The organism is Actinoplanes cyaneus (genome assembly GCF_016862095.1).
Lineage (GTDB): Bacteria > Actinomycetota > Actinomycetes > Mycobacteriales > Micromonosporaceae > Actinoplanes > Actinoplanes cyaneus.
In genome coordinates this window covers 48,754-66,165 of the sequence record NZ_BOMH01000036.1, presented here as the reverse complement: position 1 = coordinate 66,165, position 17,412 = coordinate 48,754, and the positions used below count along the sequence as shown (strand labels likewise).

At 70.3% G+C, this 17,412-nt stretch carries 12 protein-coding genes; 4 read left to right on the top strand and 8 right to left on the bottom strand.

The genetic code is table 11. The annotated features are described in order from the left end of the window. Window positions 1-347 precede the first annotated feature (347 nt). Window positions 348-4,379, top strand: coding sequence for a hypothetical protein (locus Acy02nite_RS22720; protein ID WP_203743681.1), 4,032 nt, complete (start codon window positions 348-350; stop codon window positions 4,377-4,379). Window positions 4,380-4,613: 234 nt separating this feature from the next. Here the strand turns inward: Acy02nite_RS22720 and rplI are convergent, their stop codons facing one another. The 5 genes from rplI to Acy02nite_RS22695 form a co-directional block, all read right to left on the bottom strand. After that, the gene (rplI, locus tag Acy02nite_RS22715) at window positions 4,614-5,063 is read right to left on the bottom strand and encodes a 50S ribosomal protein L9 (RefSeq protein ID WP_203743679.1); all 450 of its coding nucleotides are present in this window, start codon (window positions 5,061-5,063) and stop codon (window positions 4,614-4,616) included. A gap of 14 nt (window positions 5,064-5,077) precedes the next feature. Then, window positions 5,078-5,317 carry a 30S ribosomal protein S18 gene (gene rpsR / locus Acy02nite_RS22710; protein ID WP_007073789.1) on the bottom strand — a complete coding sequence of 80 codons (240 nt, stop codon included), beginning with the start codon at window positions 5,315-5,317 and terminating at the stop codon, window positions 5,078-5,080. A 36-nt stretch (window positions 5,318-5,353) separates the two neighbouring features. After that, entirely contained in the window at window positions 5,354-5,926 is a 573-nt protein-coding gene (locus tag Acy02nite_RS22705) for a single-stranded DNA-binding protein (protein WP_203743677.1), read from the bottom strand. A 66-nt stretch (window positions 5,927-5,992) separates the two neighbouring features. Continuing rightward, a complete protein-coding gene (gene rpsF / locus Acy02nite_RS22700; protein WP_203743675.1) occupies window positions 5,993-6,283 on the bottom strand; it encodes a 30S ribosomal protein S6 in 291 nt (96 codons plus the stop codon). A 297-nt stretch (window positions 6,284-6,580) separates the two neighbouring features. Continuing rightward, complete coding sequence (locus Acy02nite_RS22695; RefSeq protein ID WP_203743673.1) at window positions 6,581-7,555, bottom strand: hypothetical protein; 975 nt, start codon at window positions 7,553-7,555, stop codon at window positions 6,581-6,583. Window positions 7,556-7,685: 130 nt separating this feature from the next. On the opposite strand from Acy02nite_RS22695, the gene Acy02nite_RS22690 reads away from it, so the two are divergent. Both Acy02nite_RS22690 and Acy02nite_RS22685 read left to right on the top strand, forming a co-directional pair. Continuing rightward, entirely contained in the window at window positions 7,686-8,459 is a 774-nt protein-coding gene (locus Acy02nite_RS22690) for a deoxyribonuclease IV (protein WP_203743671.1), read from the top strand. A 505-nt stretch (window positions 8,460-8,964) separates the two neighbouring features. Continuing rightward, window positions 8,965-11,613 carry an MFS transporter gene (locus tag Acy02nite_RS22685; protein WP_203743669.1) on the top strand — a complete coding sequence of 883 codons (2,649 nt, stop codon included), beginning with the start codon at window positions 8,965-8,967 and terminating at the stop codon, window positions 11,611-11,613. A gap of 56 nt (window positions 11,614-11,669) precedes the next feature. On the opposite strand, the gene Acy02nite_RS22680 is transcribed toward Acy02nite_RS22685, so the two are convergent. The 3 genes from Acy02nite_RS22680 to Acy02nite_RS22670 all read right to left on the bottom strand — a co-directional run bounded on the left by Acy02nite_RS22680 (window position 11,670) and on the right by Acy02nite_RS22670 (window position 16,586). Further along, window positions 11,670-13,187, bottom strand: coding sequence for a glycosyltransferase family 87 protein (locus tag Acy02nite_RS22680; RefSeq protein ID WP_203743667.1), 1,518 nt, complete (start codon window positions 13,185-13,187; stop codon window positions 11,670-11,672). A 128-nt stretch (window positions 13,188-13,315) separates the two neighbouring features. After that, entirely contained in the window at window positions 13,316-15,823 is a 2,508-nt protein-coding gene (locus Acy02nite_RS22675) for a transglycosylase domain-containing protein (protein ID WP_239175101.1), read from the bottom strand. 328 nt (window positions 15,824-16,151) lie between these two features. Further along, complete coding sequence (locus tag Acy02nite_RS22670) at window positions 16,152-16,586, bottom strand: DUF5318 domain-containing protein (RefSeq protein ID WP_203743663.1); 435 nt, start codon at window positions 16,584-16,586, stop codon at window positions 16,152-16,154. Between the two features lie 160 nt (window positions 16,587-16,746). On the opposite strand from Acy02nite_RS22670, the gene Acy02nite_RS22665 reads away from it, so the two are divergent. Continuing rightward, window positions 16,747-17,409 (top strand): PadR family transcriptional regulator, encoded by a 663-nt coding sequence (locus tag Acy02nite_RS22665; RefSeq protein WP_203743661.1) that lies wholly within the window; start codon window positions 16,747-16,749, stop codon window positions 17,407-17,409. Window positions 17,410-17,412: the final 3 nt, after the last annotated feature.

Here is a 17,412-nt window from a genome sequence, read left to right as displayed (position 1 = left end):
CACCCGGACCGTTCGGCCGAACTCGTCGTGACTTCAGCAGAACCAGACGAACTTCGGCAGAACCAGTCGATCAGAGCGATGGCCCACTCTACGAACCCGGCCGCTACCTGCCCAACTGCCGCGGTGGACGAGCCTCTGGACAAGCTGTGGACAGTACCCCCGAACCTGTGGGCAACCCTGTGCACAGCATGTGGACAACTCTTGGGGAAAGAGCCTCAGCAGCACTTTTCCAGCCACGTCCTGTGGAAGGCAGAAAAGCTGATGGATCTGCGAAAATACTGGGTCGGGTGAGCAAGCCGTCGCTGTCAGGCGTTGCGGTTCCGTCTCTCGCACGTCACCCTTTTCACGTGGACCAACGGGAGTGGGACTACGGCGCCCGCATGTCGCGCGACCGGCGCGCTGCGGAGGCTTGGCCCATCCCGGAACCGGAGATCGACGAATCCGGCACCCGGTGGTCCGCGCTGACCGATACCGGCAGCATGACGCCGAGCCCGGAAGCCCTCACCTGGCAGCGCCGCGCGGACGCGTGGGCGCAGCAGAGCGAGGTCGAGCCCTACTCGGGTGGCGGTCAGGCCGTCGAGCCGGCGAACCGCTGGTCCGACGTCGCCTCCACCGGCCGCCCCACCTTCCCCGCCGACGGCGCCGGCTGGCGCACGCAGACCTCGGAGTGGCGGGCCACCGGCGCACGCTGGCGGCAGACCACCGAGTGGCGCTCGTCCACCGGCTCGCACGTCTGGCGTTCGACCACCGAGGCCTGGCGGTCGGAGAACGAGGCGGAGACGTCCGGCGACCGTCCGGGCACTCCCGAGCGCCCGACCATCTCCGGCACCGCCTGGCCCACCCCCGCGCTGGAGTCCGGCCGGGAGAGCAGCCGGGACATCTCGTCGAGCTGGTCGGAGACCCCGTCCTGGCGGCGCGACGCGGATCCCCCCGGCCGGGCCGCGACCACCCCGGTCGAGCAGACCTGGAGCAGCTCGAGCACGCCGTCCTGGCAGCAGCCGTCCACGCAGACACCGTCCTGGCAGCAGTCCGGCCAGACCCCGTCGTGGCAGCAGCCCGCGCAGACGCCGTCGTGGCAGCAGCCCTCGCCGCCCACCCCGTCCTGGCAGCAGCGGCCCGCCGACTCGTGGTCGTCGTCCGCGCCGGCCAGCGGTTCCTGGTCCGCCGAGAGCGCCACCCCGTCGTCGTCGTGGGACACCGGCCGCCGCTCCCCGGGGGAGAACACGACCGACAGCGCCGGCTGGGGCCGTTCCGACGGTCCGGGCTGGCAGAGCGGCCCGCGCGACGACGGCCGCCACTTCGTCCGGGAGGACGACCGCGCCGCCTGGCGTCGCGCCGACGACGAGTGGTCGACCCGGCGTGGCCGCCGCCGAGCCCCCGAGCCGGACGAGCAGCCCTCCGGCGGCACGGGGTGGTCCGGCACGTCCGACCGGGACAACTGGGCCGGCCACGACGACACCGGCAACATCCTCGCGCCGGGTTCGCCCGTCGCCGATCCCGGCCCGCCGGCGCCCTCCTGGGGCAGTCGGTCGCTTCGCCGTGACTCCCGGTCCGACGATTCCCCCCGGCGCGGCTACAGCGCGGAGACCCCGAGCGGCGCCTATGGCGAGACCAGCGGTGCCTACGGTGAGCGCAACACCGGGCAGACCCCGATTCAGTACGGCGTACGCCCCCCGTCCGCCCGCAGAGCACCCGACGACACCCCGTCAGCCGGTCCCAGCGGCCCGTCGGAGAGCCCGGCCGCCTCCGGTGGCCTGCCGGAGCGCCAGCGCGCTCAGGGCCAGCAGGGCCGCCGTGCCGCCCGCACCCCGCAGCGCTACAACGCCAACCCGACGAACTGGCGCGAGGACACCCGCTCCTGGGAGGCCGAGCCCGACACCAGCAACTGGACCCGCGACCCGGACACCGGCCAGTGGAGCCGCGGCGAGGAAGACCCTCGCGTGCTGGCCTGGCGGGCCGAGGCGGCCCGGCGCGAGCAGATGCGCAAGGCCGAGGGCGGCGCCCCTGCCGAGCAGTCCCCGGGCCCGGACGGGTGGGGTGGTGGCGGCCGGCGTGGCCGGCGCGACGACGAGCCCACCGGCCCGGTCGGTGGCGTGCCCGGTGGCCCGCTGCCCGCCGACGGCATGCCCGACGGTCCGGGCGCCCGCCAGCGCAGCGCCATGCCCGCGCCGCGCAGCGCCGTGCCGTCGCAGGGAAGTGGCGGCTGGTCGACCGCCGGGGCGATGCCCGGCCCGGCGACCCCGCGCAGCGCGATGCCCGGCGGCACCCCGTGGACCGGTGCGGACCAGCCCGACCCTTCGACTTCCGGGCGCTTCCGCTCCGAGCAGTACGAGTCGGGTCCCTACCCGGCGCAGCGGGGCGCCCCCGAGGCGTACCCGAACGAGAACGGCGGCCGGCGACGCGCGCCGGAGCCGGAACCCGAAGCGTGGCCGGGACGTCAGGCCCGTCGCGACGACGACTACGCCACCGAGGGCTGGCGGCAGGGTCCCGTGCCGCCGCGCCCCCGTGAGTTCCCGGCGGAGCGTTCGGGCTGGTCGGAGCCGGGCTATGGGGCTCAGCGCGAGCTGCCGGCCGGGCGTTCGTCGTGGTCGGAGGAGCGTGAGCCGCGGCAGAACGGCTATGCCGCGCCCGAGCCGGACGGCTGGTCGGATCGCATCCCCCGGCAGAACGGCTACGGCGGCCCCGAGACGGACCGCGGGCCCCGGCAGAACGGCTATGGCGCCCCTGATCGCCAGGGCGGTTACGGCGCTCCGGAGCCGCGGCGCGATCCTCGTCCGGGTGGCTATGACGACTCGTCCTGGTCCGGCACGCGTCAGGCGGGCGGCGCGCGGGAGTTGCCGTCCGGCAGCGCGTCCCGCGAGCCGGCCTTCGGCATGCGTGAGCTGCCCGCCGCCCCGCAGCGGCGGGATGACGGCTACGACGAGCCGGACTGGCGCGAGCAGCGCAAACCGGCCTACGGCGCGCAGCGTGAGCTGCCCGGTGGCCCGTCCTCCTGGGCCGGCCAGGAATCACCGGCATTCGACGAGGAGACCGACCGGTACGGGAATCCCCGCCGGCGGGATGACCGTGATGAACCCCCTTTCGGGGGTGGGGGCGGCGGACCCCGTGGCCAGGGTGACCGCCGAGCTCCGGAACCGCCGACCGGCCCCTCCTGGAACGACGGGAGCGGCCCCGCCACCGGGTGGAACGGTGGCGGACGGCCCGGCGGCGACTACCGGCGCGGCGCGGCCCCGGACGGGCCCGGCTATCGCGGCGCCCCGCCGGACGGCAGTTTCCGCGCCGAGGCAGAGGGTCCCGGTGGGGACTGGCGGGCCGAGCTCAGCGGCGGGACGGCCGCGCCCACGTCGGGCGTTGCCGGCTACCGTGCGGCCGCGGGTGGGGACTGGCGCACCGATCTGAGCGGCGGCGCCACCGTCACCAGCGCGGCCCCCGTCTCCGGGTACCGTGCCACGGCGACTCCAGGCGGTGATTGGCGGGCCGAGCTCAACGGGACCGCCACGCCGGAGCTGAGCGGCTCAGCGGCTGCCGCGCCCGGGTTCACCGGGACGGCGGCGACCGCTGTCACCTCCGCACCGCCGGCCGGCGACTGGCGGGCCGAGCTGAACGGCACCGCCGCCGCACCCACCTCGGGCGCCGCGGGATATCGGGCGACCGCCGGCGCCGACTGGCGTACCGACCTGGGCGTGACGCCGGTCGCCGCTCCGGTCTCCGGCGCCACCGGTTACCGCGCCACCACGCCCGCAAGCACCGACGACGACTGGCGGCGCGAGCTCGCCCGCGATGCCGCACCGGTCGACGGGGAGCCTCAGCGGTTCAGCACGTCGGACTTCCCGCCCTTCCGGCCGAGCGGCACCGCCACGGTCAACGGCGGGTCGAACCTGGCGCTGAGTGCCACCTCGGTGATCGCGACGCCCCCGGCCTCCCCCGAGGAGGACACCTCGTGGCCGCCTCGCCGCGGCGTGAGCGGTGCCCTCTTCGAGAACACCGGATCCTACGAGCGGCGCCCGGTCAGCAGCGGCGTGCTCTCCGGCCGGCAGAACGACCTGCTCGACCCGGATGACGAGGACGAGGACCAGAAGTCCAACAGCCCGCTCGCAGCGGTGGGTTACACCGTCGTGTGGTACGGCGTCCCGGTCGTCCTGTTCGTCCTGGGGATCCTCCTGCTCAACGGTGGCCAGCGGGCCCACGCCCTTCAGACGCTCGCCAACGCGGCGCCGGAGTTCGGCATCTCGCTCGTGTTGAGCATCATGGTCGCCTTCGGTCTGCGCTTCGCCACCACCGCCTGGAAATCCGCCAGCGTCGGCCTGGCCGCCGCGGTCGTCGGCGCTGGGCTGGCCACGGTTCTGAACTCCGCCATCACCGGCAACAGCCTCAGCTGACCCACCCGGAGCGCCGGACGACGAGGCGGCGCGAGTTCACCTGGCCCATCCGGAGCCTCCGGACGACGAGACGGCGCGAGCTGAGCTGACCCACCCGGAGCGCCGAACGACGAGGCGGCGCGAGCTCAGCTGACCCACCCAGAGCACCGGACGACGAGGCGGCGGCGCCCGGTGCGGAAAGCACGAACGGCACGCCGGGCGAACCGGCGTGCCGTTACATGGTGGTGCGAGGACTTACTTCGCGGCGACGACGTTCACCGGGAACGTGGCGGTCACCTCGGGGTGCAGCTTGACCTGGACGTTGTACGAGCCCGTGGTCTTGATGTGACTCGGGAGCTCGAGACGACGACGGTCCAGCGAGGGGCCGCCGGCGGCCTTGACCGCGTCGACGATCTCGGCCGGGGTGATCGAGCCGAACAGGCGGCCACCGTTGCCGGTACGCGCGCTCAGCGAGACCTTCAGGCCGGAGAGCTGCTCCTTGACCTCGGTCGCCTGGCCCAGGTCGCGGATCTCACGGGCCTCGCGGGCCCGCTTGATGACGACGACCTGCTTCTCGGCGCCCTTGCTCCACCGGATGGCGAAGCCCTGCGGCAGGAGGTAGTTACGGCCGTAGCCGTTCTTGACCTCGACCACGTCGCCGGGGGTCCCGAGACCCGAAACTTCCTGTGTGAGGATGATCTTCATTTCGGTGACCCTCCTCAGCGCGCCGTCGCCGTGTACGGCAGGAGCGCCATCTCGCGGGCGTTCTTGACCGCGCGGGCGATCTGCCGCTGCTGCTGCGAGGTCACCCCGGTGACGCGACGGGCACGGATCTTGCCCCGGTCGGAGATGAACTTCCGCAGGAGCGCGGTGTCCTTGTAGTCGATGTAGGTGATCCCGTCCTTGTCGAGCGGGTTCACCTTCTTCTTCGGCTTGCGAAGCGCCGCAGCCTTGGCCATTGCTCTTACTCCTGAACTCAAGATAAGCCCGAGGGCTTAGAAGGGAGGCTCGTCGTCGAACGAGGAGTTGTTGCCACCGCCGGAACGGTTGCCGGAAGCGGGCGCAGCCGTGGCCCAGGGGTCGTCGTAGTCGTTGTTGCTCCGACCACCACCACCGCCGCTGTTACCGCCACCACCGTTGAACTGCTGCCGATTGCCGCCGCCACCACCGCCGGAGGCACCGAAGCCACCCCCGCCGCCGGAACGACTCGCCTTCTGCACCTTCGCCGTGGCGTAGCGCAGGGACGGGCCGATCTCGTCGACCTCGAGCTCGTAAACGGTGCGCTTCTCTCCCTCTTTGGTGTCGTACGTCCTCTGACGCAGCCGGCCTTGCACGATCACCCGAGCGCCGCGCTGCAGCGACTCGGACACGTGCTCAGCGGCGTCACGCCAGATGCTGCACGCCAGGAAGAGTGGCTCGCCGTCTTTCCATTCGCCCGACTGCCGATCAAGGGTCCGCGGGGTGGAGGCGACGCGGAAGGAACAGACCGCCGCCCCCGATTGGGTGAAGCGCAGCTCAGGGTCATTGGTCAGGTTGCCAACCACCGTGATTACGGTTTCTCCAGCCATGAAACTTCTCCTCGCCGCTCAAGTCGTTGACGCAAAGGGTCTCAGGACCCTCTGACAAAAAACGCCTCAGCGGGTCTCGGGACGGATGACCTTGGTCCGCAGGATGGACTCGTTGAGCTTGAGCTGACGGTCCAGCTCCACCACGGCCTCGGGCGTCGCCTGCAGGTCGATGACCGCGTAGATGCCTTCAGCCTTCTTGTTGATCTCGAACGAGAGCCGGCGACGGCCCCAGACGTCGAGCTTCTCCACCGAGCCACCCGCGGTCCTGATCACGTTCAGGTACTGGTCGAGCGACGGGGCCACGGTGCGCTCCTCGAGCGAAGGATCGAGGATCACCATGAGTTCGTAATGACGCAAGACATTCACCTCCTGTGGGCTATACGGCCACGGTCTCTCCGTGGCAGGAGGTCTTGTGTCGCACGCAGAAGAAAGCCGTGGGAGAAGGAACGCCCACGGCGAACAGTCTGCGAACCGAGCCAGCATACCCAGGTAGGGCGCTGGGTCCCAAAACGAAGACCCCGTCCGTGTGGACGGGGTCTCGTTTCCTGCAGAGCCGCGGGGCGTCCGGTCCGGTTCGTTGGGTGGGACCTGGGGAGGAACGACCACACCGATGAGGTGGACGCGGTCGCCCCGCGGAGCCTTACGAAGAAAACCTTACGCCAGATTTGACCGAGATGCACGTTGCGACACGATTGCCCGAATAGCCGCTGTCAGCACACCGAGCATGCAAACCACGGCGGTCAGGCCGAGCAGACCGATCGGGCGGCCGGTGCGCAGCGGCCCGACCGCCGCCACCGGCTCGGCCGCGGGCGCGTCCACCGGCTCCCCCGACTGCGGGAACGGGTCGGTCGCGGAGGCCCGCGGGAGGGCGTCGTCGCCGGTCACGCCGGTTGCCACACCACTCGGTGGCGCCTGCGTCCCGCGACCGGCCGGCGGCACCCCGGCAGATCCAGGATCACGAGCCTGCGCCGTACGGGCGATCCGGTCCTTGCTGTGATGGGCAGTTGCCTTGTCCGGCTGTGCGGCGGCGCTCCTGGAAGCGTCAGCTCGTGCCCGCCGGTCGTCCTGGTCGCGGGACCCGCCGTGTCCCGCGCCCTGCGACGGACGTGCCCGCGGTTGCCTGGTGCGCGACACCGCAGGCCCGGACGCCGACGACTGCCCGGACACCCTGTTGACGAGGGCGGGCAGGCCCGACGCGTCCGAACCGCCCGGCGCCGGGTCCACGAGCGTCGCCGCGATCGAGGGCACCGCGGTGACCAGCATCGGAATCGGGTCACCGGAGCCCGAGCAGTCCGGCGTGAGGACGACCGGCGTGGTGCCCCGGCGGAACAGCACCTCGGCGGCGCCGTTCTCCGGGATGACTCCCCCGGGCCGGCCGGCGAGCTCCAGGCGGGCGTCGTGCCCGGTCCGATTGATCACGCGCAGGGTGCTCTCGGCGGGCACCGTCATCTTCTCGACGTTCGGCCTGGAATCACAGGAAAGTCCCAGCATGCCAGCCCCGAAGGTGACCCACCGATCACCGGGTTGGAGCTGACCTGCACTGGCCGTGCCGTTGGTGAGCAGCGGCAGGCCGAAGATCAGGCCGCTGGCCACCAGCGCTGCCATCCGGTATCGGAACTGCCGCGACATGCAGATCTCCCCAGTTCGCCGCCGGTCACGGCCGGCGATCGGTCAAACGTGATCGATGGGGCTAACGAGGCGGATCGGACGGCGGTGACGCTTTCCGGAAACTGTCGGACGGGCGTCGTAGGCTCGTCCCATGCGCATCGGAGCCCACGTCGATCCCGCCGACCCGCTGGCCGAGGCCGCCGCCCGCGGCGCCGAGGCGGTGCAGTTCTTCCTCGCCGACCCGCAGAGCTACAAGAATCCGGAGCCGCGCGAGGACGCGGAGCGGCTGCGCGCGTCCGACGTGGACGTCTTCATCCACGCGCCGTACAGGCTGAATGTCGCCTCGACGAACAACAAGATCCGCATCCCGAGCCGCAAACTGCTCATGACGCACGCCAGGGCGGCCGCCGAGATCGGCGCGAAGGGCCTGATCGTGCACGGCGGGCACGTCGACGGCGGTGACCTGGCCGCCGGCTTCGCCAACTGGCGGAAGGCGTTCGAGTACGCGGAGAAGGACGGCGGCCTCCCGCTCCCGATCCTCATCGAGAACACCGCCGGCGGGGAGAACGCGTGCGCCCGGCGCTTCGACAACCTGGCCCGCCTGTGGGACGCGGTCGGCGAGTTCGGGGCCGGCTTCTGCCTGGACACGTGCCATGCCTTCGCCGGCGGGGAGGACCTGGTCGGCATCGTCGACCGGGTCAAGGCGATCACCGGACGAATCGACCTGATCCACGCGAATGACTCCAAGGGCGGGTTCGACTCGGGCCAGGACCGGCACGACAACCTGGGGAATGGAAAGATCGACCCCGAGTTGGTGGTCGCCGCCATCCGCGCCTCCGGTGCCCCGGCCATTGTGGAGACTCCGGGCGGGGTGGAGGGGCAGCGCGCCGACATCGCCCTGCTGCGCGAGCGGTCGGGCGCCTGACGTCACTGGTCCGGGGAGAGTCATGACCGAGCAGCCACAATCGCTCCCGACCAGGTCGGCCGGTGACGGCGCCCAGACGCCGGAGCCAGGCAAGCCGGGACGGAGGCGACTCTTCGGGATCTTCGGGTCCGGGAAGAGCAGCCGCCGGGGGCGGAAGGCCGGCGCGGTTGAGCCGGTCAGCTCGGTGCCTTCGAGCGACCCAAAGCCACCAAGCGACGTGAAGCCACCAAGCGACGTGAAGCCATCAAGCGGCGACGCCGCTCCGAGCGACGCGAAAGCTTCGGACGACGTCAAGGCTCCGGGCGACGCGAAAGCTTCGAGCGAGGTGACGTCGTCGGCTGCTTCTCCGCGGCACGCCGCGCCTTCCGACAAGTCGGACAAGTCTGGTGACGGAACGCCGTCCGGGAAGCCGGAGACGACGGCCGACGCCAAAGTTGACACGACCGAGACGGGGAAGACAGCCGCCGGCAAGACGGAGGCCTCGCCCGCCGACAAGCCTGCAACGGTGCTCAGCACTTCGGGAACGACCCGGGAAGAGCCGGCGGCGACCAAGGACACCACGGCCGGCAAGAGTCCGGCAGCGGGTCCACAAACGACCACGGGCGGCGAGAAAGGTAAGCGGCGGCGGAAGGAACTGCCGGAGACCCGGCCACCGGGGGTCCCGCAGGACCCCTGGGCCGCCTTCGCCGACGCCGCCGCCGAGAAGCCGCCGGGGCGGATCCGGCGCGCCTTCCGTGCTTTCGGCCGGGGGCTCATCCATGAGTACTCGCGGGCGATCTACCTCTCGCTGATCTTCGCGGCCGCGCTGACCTGGCCCACGCTGCGCGATCCGCTGCACACCCTGCCGCAGGATCTCGGCGACCCGTCCCAGCAGGCGTGGCAGATCTCCTGGCTGGGCCACGTGCTGCAGACCAATCCGGTCAAGCTCTGGCAGGCCAACGCCTACTTCCCGACCCCGGACGCTTTGGCGTACGGGGACAGCCTGCTCGGCTACGCGCCCGCCGGCCTGCTCGGGACGGGGCCGGAAGCGGCCGTGCTGCGCTACAACATGCTGTTCGTGCTGGCCCATGCGCTGTTGCTGTTCGGCGCCTACGCCCTGGTGCGGCAACTCGGCGCGCGACCGACGGGTGCGGCGGTGGCGGCGGCCGCGTTCGCGTGCGCGCCGTGGCGCCTCGCCCAGGAGGGTCACCTCAACATCGTCTCGGCCGGTGCCATCCCGCTCGCCCTGGCGCTGCTGGCCAGGGGTCACGGCTGGTCCATCCGGTACGGTTTCCGGCCCGCCCGGCGCAACTCCGGCTGGGCGGCACTGGGCTGGCTCGTGGCCATCTGGCAGCTGACTCTGGGCTTCGCGCTCGGGGTGCCGTTCGCCTACCTGCTGGGCGCGATCGTGCTCGTCCTGCTGATCGTGGTGCCGATCCGGCGGTTCCGGCAGTTCTGGCGGGCGAGGCGGCTCAAGGCCACGCAGAACCCGGGCAAGCAAAGCTCGGACAAGCAGACCCCGGAGAAGCAGAACCCGGACAAGCAAGGTTCGGACAAGCAGAGCCCTGAAGCCCAGAGCCTCGCAGTGCAGAGCCCTGAGCAGCAGAGCAAGCCGGTCACGACCGAGCCGCCCAAGCCCGGCACGGCCGAGCAGTCGAAGCCAGGCACGGCCGCACCGTTCAAGCCGGGCACAACCGTGGCAGACAAGCCGGGCCCAGCCGAGTCGGAGAAGGCGGACGTCGACAAGTCCGCAAAGGACGACAAGGCTCCGAAGGACCGGACCGAGGACGAGCCCGACAAAGCGGCCGGCTCCACGACAACGCCTGCCAAGACGAAGTCCGAGCAGAGCGCGCATGCCCTCGGCAACACGAAGCAGGTCCTGAACAAGGCCGACCGCATCGAGAAGGCCGAGCCGGGCAAGCCGGAGGAGAAGAAGGCCGAGCCGGGCAAGCCGGGGAAGAAGGAAGAGCCGAGCGGGGACAAGCTGACCGGCGCCGCCCCGACCCCGAAGGCTCCGGGCAAGGACGAGCCCGGCACGGAGAAGGATCCGCAGGGCAAGAAACCGGAAGAGAAGCCGGAAAAGAAGGACGCCGGTACGGGCTCGGCGGGCAAGACCGCGCCACGTGGCAAGCGGCGTCCGGAAAGCCGGCCTGAGCGGAAGCGGAAGCCTCCCCGCCCGACGAGGGCGGTGCTCGGCTGGCGGCTGCTGCTCGCCGATTACCTGGGCGTGCTGTTCTTCACCGCCGTCGGCGCGGTGCTCGCCATTCCGTATCTGCGGGTGCCCGACCTCAGCACCCGCGGCGAGCAGATCAAAGACCTCTCCGCACCGCTGCGCGGGCTGCTGATCGGGCCGGCCGAGTCCCGGATCTGGGGCGCTGCGCACGTCACGCCGCGGGCCTCCCTGGGCTGGGCCGCCGAGATGTCGCTGCTTCCCGGTTTCATGCTGTACGCGCTGGCGCTGGCCGGCCTGATCTTCTCGATCTGGCGGTGGCGGCAGCGGCTGTTCCTGCTGCTCGGCCTGGCCGTCGCGGTGATCCTCACGCTGGGCACCACCTTCTTCGGCGGCCGCTGGACGTACCTTCCGCTCTTCGGGCACTTCGGGGCAGCGTTCAACCAGGTCGTCCCGGGCCGCCTGATGCTGTGGGTGACGCTGGTGCTGGCCATCCTGGCGGCCGGGGCCGTCGACGAGTTCGTGCGGCGCACCGAGCACCTCGCGGCCCAGCGCACGCCGGCCCGGCCCGGCCCGTTGCTGCGGCTCGCGACGCTGCTGCCGCTCTTCCTGGTGCTCCTGGAGGGCTGGAACGCGACCGCTCACCCGGTCACGCCCCGCCAGCCGGAAGCGCTGCGCTCGGTGGGCGGGCCGATGCTGGTCCTGCCCACCGACGCTCTCCGCGACCAGACCGTGCAGCTCTGGACCACCTCGGGGTACCAGCAGGTGGCGAACGGTGGCGGCAACGTCGCCGTGGCCCAGCAGACCGAGATGCGCAGGCAGGTGCAGTCGTTCCCGGACTTGGCAAGCATCGCGTACCTGCGCTCGATCGGGGTCGGCACGGTGGTGCTGATCCGTTCCGAGGTCGCCGGCACGCCCTGGGAGCAGGCCGGTGACGTGCCGGTGGACGCGCTCACCATCCGCCGCGAGGACCTCGCCGACGCGGTGGTCTTCCGCCTGAACTGAGGACGCCGATACGAGGAAGGGGCACACCGCGCGGTGTGCCCCTTCCTCGTATCGGTCTAGACCTTGATGACCGCGGGTGGCTCCGGCGGGAGCGCGACGTCGCCCAGCGTCGGCCGCCCGTAGCCGAGGGACCACCGCAGCCGCTGCACCCACGGCGTGTCCGGCCCGCTCAGCATCCCGGCGTCGGGATCCGCGTCGTCGTAGCTCTGCCGGACCACGTCCAGCTCCGGCCGCCAGATCTCCCGGATCACCAGGCCGCACAGAACGGCCACGGTGACCAGCCGCAACGTGGAGGCGAGCACGAACGTGCCCTCCGGGATCACCGCTTTGCCACCGGCGCCGATCAGCTCGGCGTAGAACGCGGTGAAGTATCCGATCTCCGCCACGGTCCACGCGATCACCGCGCCCCACTTCGGCCGGGCCAGCACGATCAGCGGCAGCAGCCACAACACGTACTGCTGTGACCAGACCTTGCTGAAGATCAGGAAGAACGCCACCACCAGGAACGCCATCTGCGCGAGCCGGGGTGGCTTCGGCGCGAGCAGCCCGAGCGCCACGACGAACACGCAGGCGAGGCCGAACAGCGTGTACGTCAGCGTGTTGAGCGTCGGAATGTGGTCGGCGAGCCACTGGAACGGCCCCTGGTCCCCGGCCGACCCGCTCTTCCACTTGCCGTCGAGGTACCGCCCGATGTACCAGAGCGTGCCCCAGTCCACCGGCCGCGTCGAGTTGAGCCGGAAGAACCGCAGCCAGGCCTCGTGATGCCAGTAGTAGACCGGGAAGTTGACGACCGCCCAGGTGATCACCGTGCCCAGGGTCGCGCTCAGGAACGGCCGGAACCGCCCGCTGCGCAACGCGAGCACGAGCAACGGCCCGAGGATGAACAGCGGCCACAGTTTGGCCGCGGCGCCGAGCCCGAGGAAGATGCCCGCCCACGCCGGTTGCCGGCGCACCCACAGGTAGAGGCCGATCGCCGCGAACCCGATCGCCAGGAAGTCCCAGTTGACCGTCGCGGTGACCAGCAGGATCGGGGAAAGCGCGAAGATCGCCGCGTCCCACGGCCGCCGTCGTCGCAGGGCGAGGATGACCGCCGCGGTGGCGACCGCGAGCAGCGACAGGATCAGGGCGTTGAGGTTGTAGAACCACGTGCCCTGGTTGATGCCCGTGTTCTTCGTGGTCCCGTACCAGTGGACGGGCAGGCCGAGCGCGCCCATGAAGTAACCGGTGACGACCGGGTACTCCACCTCGTGGTCGACATACGGCACCTGGCCCTCGTTGAGCCCCTCGGCGTAGTAGAGGGCGAGGACGTCGGTGTAGCAGAACCGCGTGTACTGAACGTTGTTCTGCCACTCGCCGGTGACGCAGGGCGATTTCTGCACCCAGGAGAGCGCCAGGATCAGGCAGGTCAGCGCCAGCACGAACCGCGGGGCGGTCCAGAACCGGCCGGGCCGCGCGTCGGGGCGGGTCGCGTGCGAGCCGAGCGGCCCGCCGATGAACTGCGACAGGCCCCGCACGAAACCGTCCGAGGTGGCGCTCGGAACGTCGGGCCGGTCGGTGGACGGTTGCGTGCTCATGTCTTGGCATCATGCCGCATGAACCTCAGAGATCGGACGTCGCCCGCACGCGGCACACCGATGGAAACCGGCGGAAAAAGACGGCGCCCACCTCGTCGAGGTGGGCGCCGTCGAGACCGGGTGGAACGTCAACCGCCGTTGTTGTTCCCGCCGCCGTTGTTGTTCCCGTTGTTGTTGCCGTTGTTGCCGTTGTTGTTGCCCGTGTTCCCGGTGTTCCCCGTGTTGTTGCCGGGGATCCCGGTGTTCTGACCCGGGCAGAGGATCGAGATCGCCTGCGAGCCGTCACAGATGGCGCTGTCGTCCTGCTGCTGCGGCGGCGGCTGGACCGGCAGCGGCTGACCGTTGCCGAGCGAGGCGTCGCCACCCTTCTGCCGGTCCGGGAACTTCTCCTTGTCCCAGTCCTTCTTCTTCGCGACGGCGTCGAGGAATTCCTTCCAGATCTCCGCCGGGGTGTTGGACCCGAACATCTTCTTGCCGCTGGCCTCGGTCAGCGCGACGCGGTTGCCCTTGCCACCGACCCAGACCGTGGCCGCCAACTGTGGAATGCCGCCGACGAACCAGGCGTCACCGTTCTTACTGCTCTCCTTGGGGTTGAGCTCCCACGAGCCGGACTTGCCGATGGCGTCCCGGCCGCCGGCCAGCGTGTGTTTGGCGTGCTCCGGGATCTGCTCCAGCACCGCTGTCATGTCGGACATGCGATCCGGCTCGAAGACCTTGGTGCCGTTCTTCGTGATGGTCTTCAGGCTGGTCAGCTTGCCGGTGGCCGGGTCGACCGACTTGATCGACTTGATGAAGTGCGTCTGGTGGCGCACGCCCTGCGCGACGATCGTCGCGACGCCGGTCGCGTGGTCCAGGGGGAGGACCCGGAACTGACCGAAGCCGATCTCCTCACTGAAGTTCTTGTTCCAGGTGGAGGCGTCGGAGTTGGTCAGATCGATCCGCTTGCCCTCGTTGTTCCAGATGTACCGGACACCGGCGTCCTTGGCCGCCTTGACGACCTTGTCGACGCCCAGCTGCTGGGTGATGAAGTAGAACGGGAAGTTGTACGACTTGATGGTGGCCTGCTCGAGGTCACAGCTCTTAACGCTGTGGTTGCCACCGTTACAGGTCGCGCCCGGGTCCTGGCCGGCGTTGCTGATCGTCGTCCCGTTGGACCGCTTCTGCGTGCCGTCCCACAGCGTCTCGAAGGAGTAGTTGGCCCGCATCGCCGCGGCCAGCGTGTAGATCTTGAACGAGGAGGCCGGTGACTGACCGCCGGAATCCATCACGCCTTTGCCGTCGCCGGACATGTAACCGGCGTAGTCGATGCCATTGGGGTCGTCGCCGCCGTAGTAGCCGAGGACCTCACCGGTGCTGGGGTCGATGCCGATCACCGCGGCCTGGTAGGTCTTCGGGCGCCCGTTCAGCGGCGAGGTCTTGCTGTTCGCCGAACCGGCCGCCTCGGCCGCCGCCTGCACGTCCTTGTCGATCGTGGTGGTGATCTCCAGACCACCCTTTTTGATCTGGTCGTCGGTGATGCCGAGCTCGTGCAGCTCGTAGGTGACGTGCCGCATGATCATGCCGACCGGCTTGCCGTCCGCACAGGTGGTACAGGCAGCGCTCTTCTTCTTGGCTTCCGGGTACTTCCGGGCGTCGTACTGCGCCTGGGTGATCGCACCCATGTCGAGCATGTTCTTCATGGTGTACTCCCAGCGCTCCTTGGAGGCAGCCGGGTTGATCAGCGGGTCGTAGCCCTGGTGCGTGGCGGTCGGGTACGGCTGCTTGATGATCGAGGCGATCACCGCGGCCTGGTACGGAGTGATCTCGTTCTTGCTGCCCTTGACCACGCTGGCCCCGAAGTACCCCTGGGCAGCGGCCTCGGCACCGTACCGACCCTCGCCGAGGTCGATGTAGTTCAGGTACAGGCCCATGATCTGGTCCTTGGAGTACTTCGACTCCAGCTTGCGAGCGATCACCGCCTCGCGCAGCTTACGGCTGTAGCTGATGTCCTTCAGCTCGGCGACGTGCCGCGCGTACTGCTGGGTGATCGTGGACGCGCCCTGCTTGTCGCCACCGGTGAAGTTGTTCCACGCGGCGCGGGCGATGCCCTTCATGTCGATGCCGTTGTGGTGGTAGAAGTTCTTGTCCTCCGCCGCCGCCACCGCGTCCGACATGGTCTTGCTGATGTTCTGGTACGGCACGTTGATGCGGGGCTCGCCCTCTTTCGCGAGGACCTGGCCCTGAGCGTTCTTGATGACGTTCAGCTGCTCTTCCGCCTGAGGCGTGGGCAGATCGACGTCGTCGAAGAAGTAGGTGCCACCGACGATGCCGGCGCCGACCAGGATGACCAGCACGGCGGCGGCCGCGGTGAGGATGTTCGCCCGGCGATACTTCTTGTCGGCCTTGCTGCGCGGGCGCTTGCCCCCACTGCCGCTGCTGACGCCCCCGCCACCACCGGAGCCCGGGGGCGGCACCGAGGCGCGCCCACCCACTCCGGCCGAGCCGACCGAGGCACGGGCACCGACGGACGCGGCGCCGACCGACGCCGCACCGACCGACGCGCGGCCACCGGCGCCGGCGGAGCCCACCGGGGCACGACCGCCCACTGAAGCGCTGCCGACCGAGGCGCGTCCACCGGCCGGCGGCACGCCGCTCACCGAGGCACGACCGGGGCCGGCCGACCCCACCGACGCGGAGCCCGATGACCGCCGGTACGCGTCAGGGGCGGGGCGGTCACCACCGTCCGGGGTGGAAGCAGCGAACGACCCGGGCACTTGGGCCCGGGCTCGTGCGTTCTGCGGTTCGCCGTTCGGATTCATTCCTTCACACCTACCGTTCGCGGGGGCGCGGCCGGGCTGTCCGGGATCGGATCCCGGCGACCGTGCCACGAGCGGGCGTACTCTTCGAATGTCTGAAATGACCGACTCCGGTGCTGGGTGCCCGACCCGGTCCTGAACGTGTCCACGTTAACGACATCGATCCGGTTCACCGTCGGCCCTCCCGGACGTGTGATTCCGAACCGGTCTTCCACTGCATCTCGGGCTCGTCCTCGCCGAGCGTGTCCCGGCCGAGCACGTAGCGCTCGATCAGGTGGTTCCACGAGCAGGAGCGGCACACCTCGACCACGAACACCTGGCACTCACGGAGCGTCATCGCGAGCAGCGGCAACTCGGCAGTCTTGTGTGCCTGGCCGGCCGACTGCTTGAGCTCGTCGCCATAGACGTAGTTCACCAGGGTCAGGTTGTCGCGGCGGCAGATCGGGCACCGCTCGTCGGTCGGCTCGCCGTGGAAGGTCGCCGCGTTCTTCAGGTACGGAGACGCGTCGCACACCTCGAGGGCGCTGATCCGGCCATTGCGCACGTCACGCAGAACTGCCCGCCTCTGGAGCGAGTAGTCCACCACCTGTCGCTGCGTGCGCATGGCGAAGAGAGTACGCGGTCACCGCTCACACGGCGACCGTCATCACGCAGCGTGGCGTGGCGATCGCGCAGGATGGCCAAGTTGCGTGCGGGCGCGAGCCGATCTACGGTGACGATGTATCGGGCCGATACATCGGGGCAGAGATTGAGGGAGGGTCGAGATGTTGGAATTGGCGATTCTCGGGCTCCTGCAGGAAGCCCCGATGCACGGCTACGAGCTCCGCAAGGAGCTGGCGATGAAGCTCGGCACGCTCCGCGCCGCGATCAGTTACGGGACGCTTTACCCGACTTTGAAGCGGTTGAAGCTCGCCGGCTGGATCAGCGAGGCCGAGGCGAGCGACAACGAGATTGTTCCCCCGATGACCAGCAAACGGGGCCGCGTTGTCTACAAGATCACGGCAGAGGGCAAGGAACGCTTCGCCGAGCTGATCGCCGCCTCCGGCCCGGAGACGTATGACGACGCCGGCTTCGGCGTGCACATGGCCTTCTTCTCCCGGACCGACACCGCCACCCGGCTGCGGATCCTGGAAGGCCGGCGGCGCCGGATCGAGGAGCGCCGGGAGGGCCTGCGGGACATTCTCGCCCGCGCCGCCGACCGCCTCGACGCGTACACGCTCGAGCTGCAGCGACACGGCCTGGACGCGTGCGAGCGCGAGGTCCGCTGGCTCGAGGAGCTGATCACCAACGAGCGGTCCGGCCGCACCCCGGCCTTCCGCAACCGTGCCGGGCTGCCCGGCACCACGAACCCCGCTCCCGCAGGTGGCACGCCACCGTCGGGGACGGCACCCCCAGAAACACCGCGTCCGCACCCGGACCGGCCGTGATGA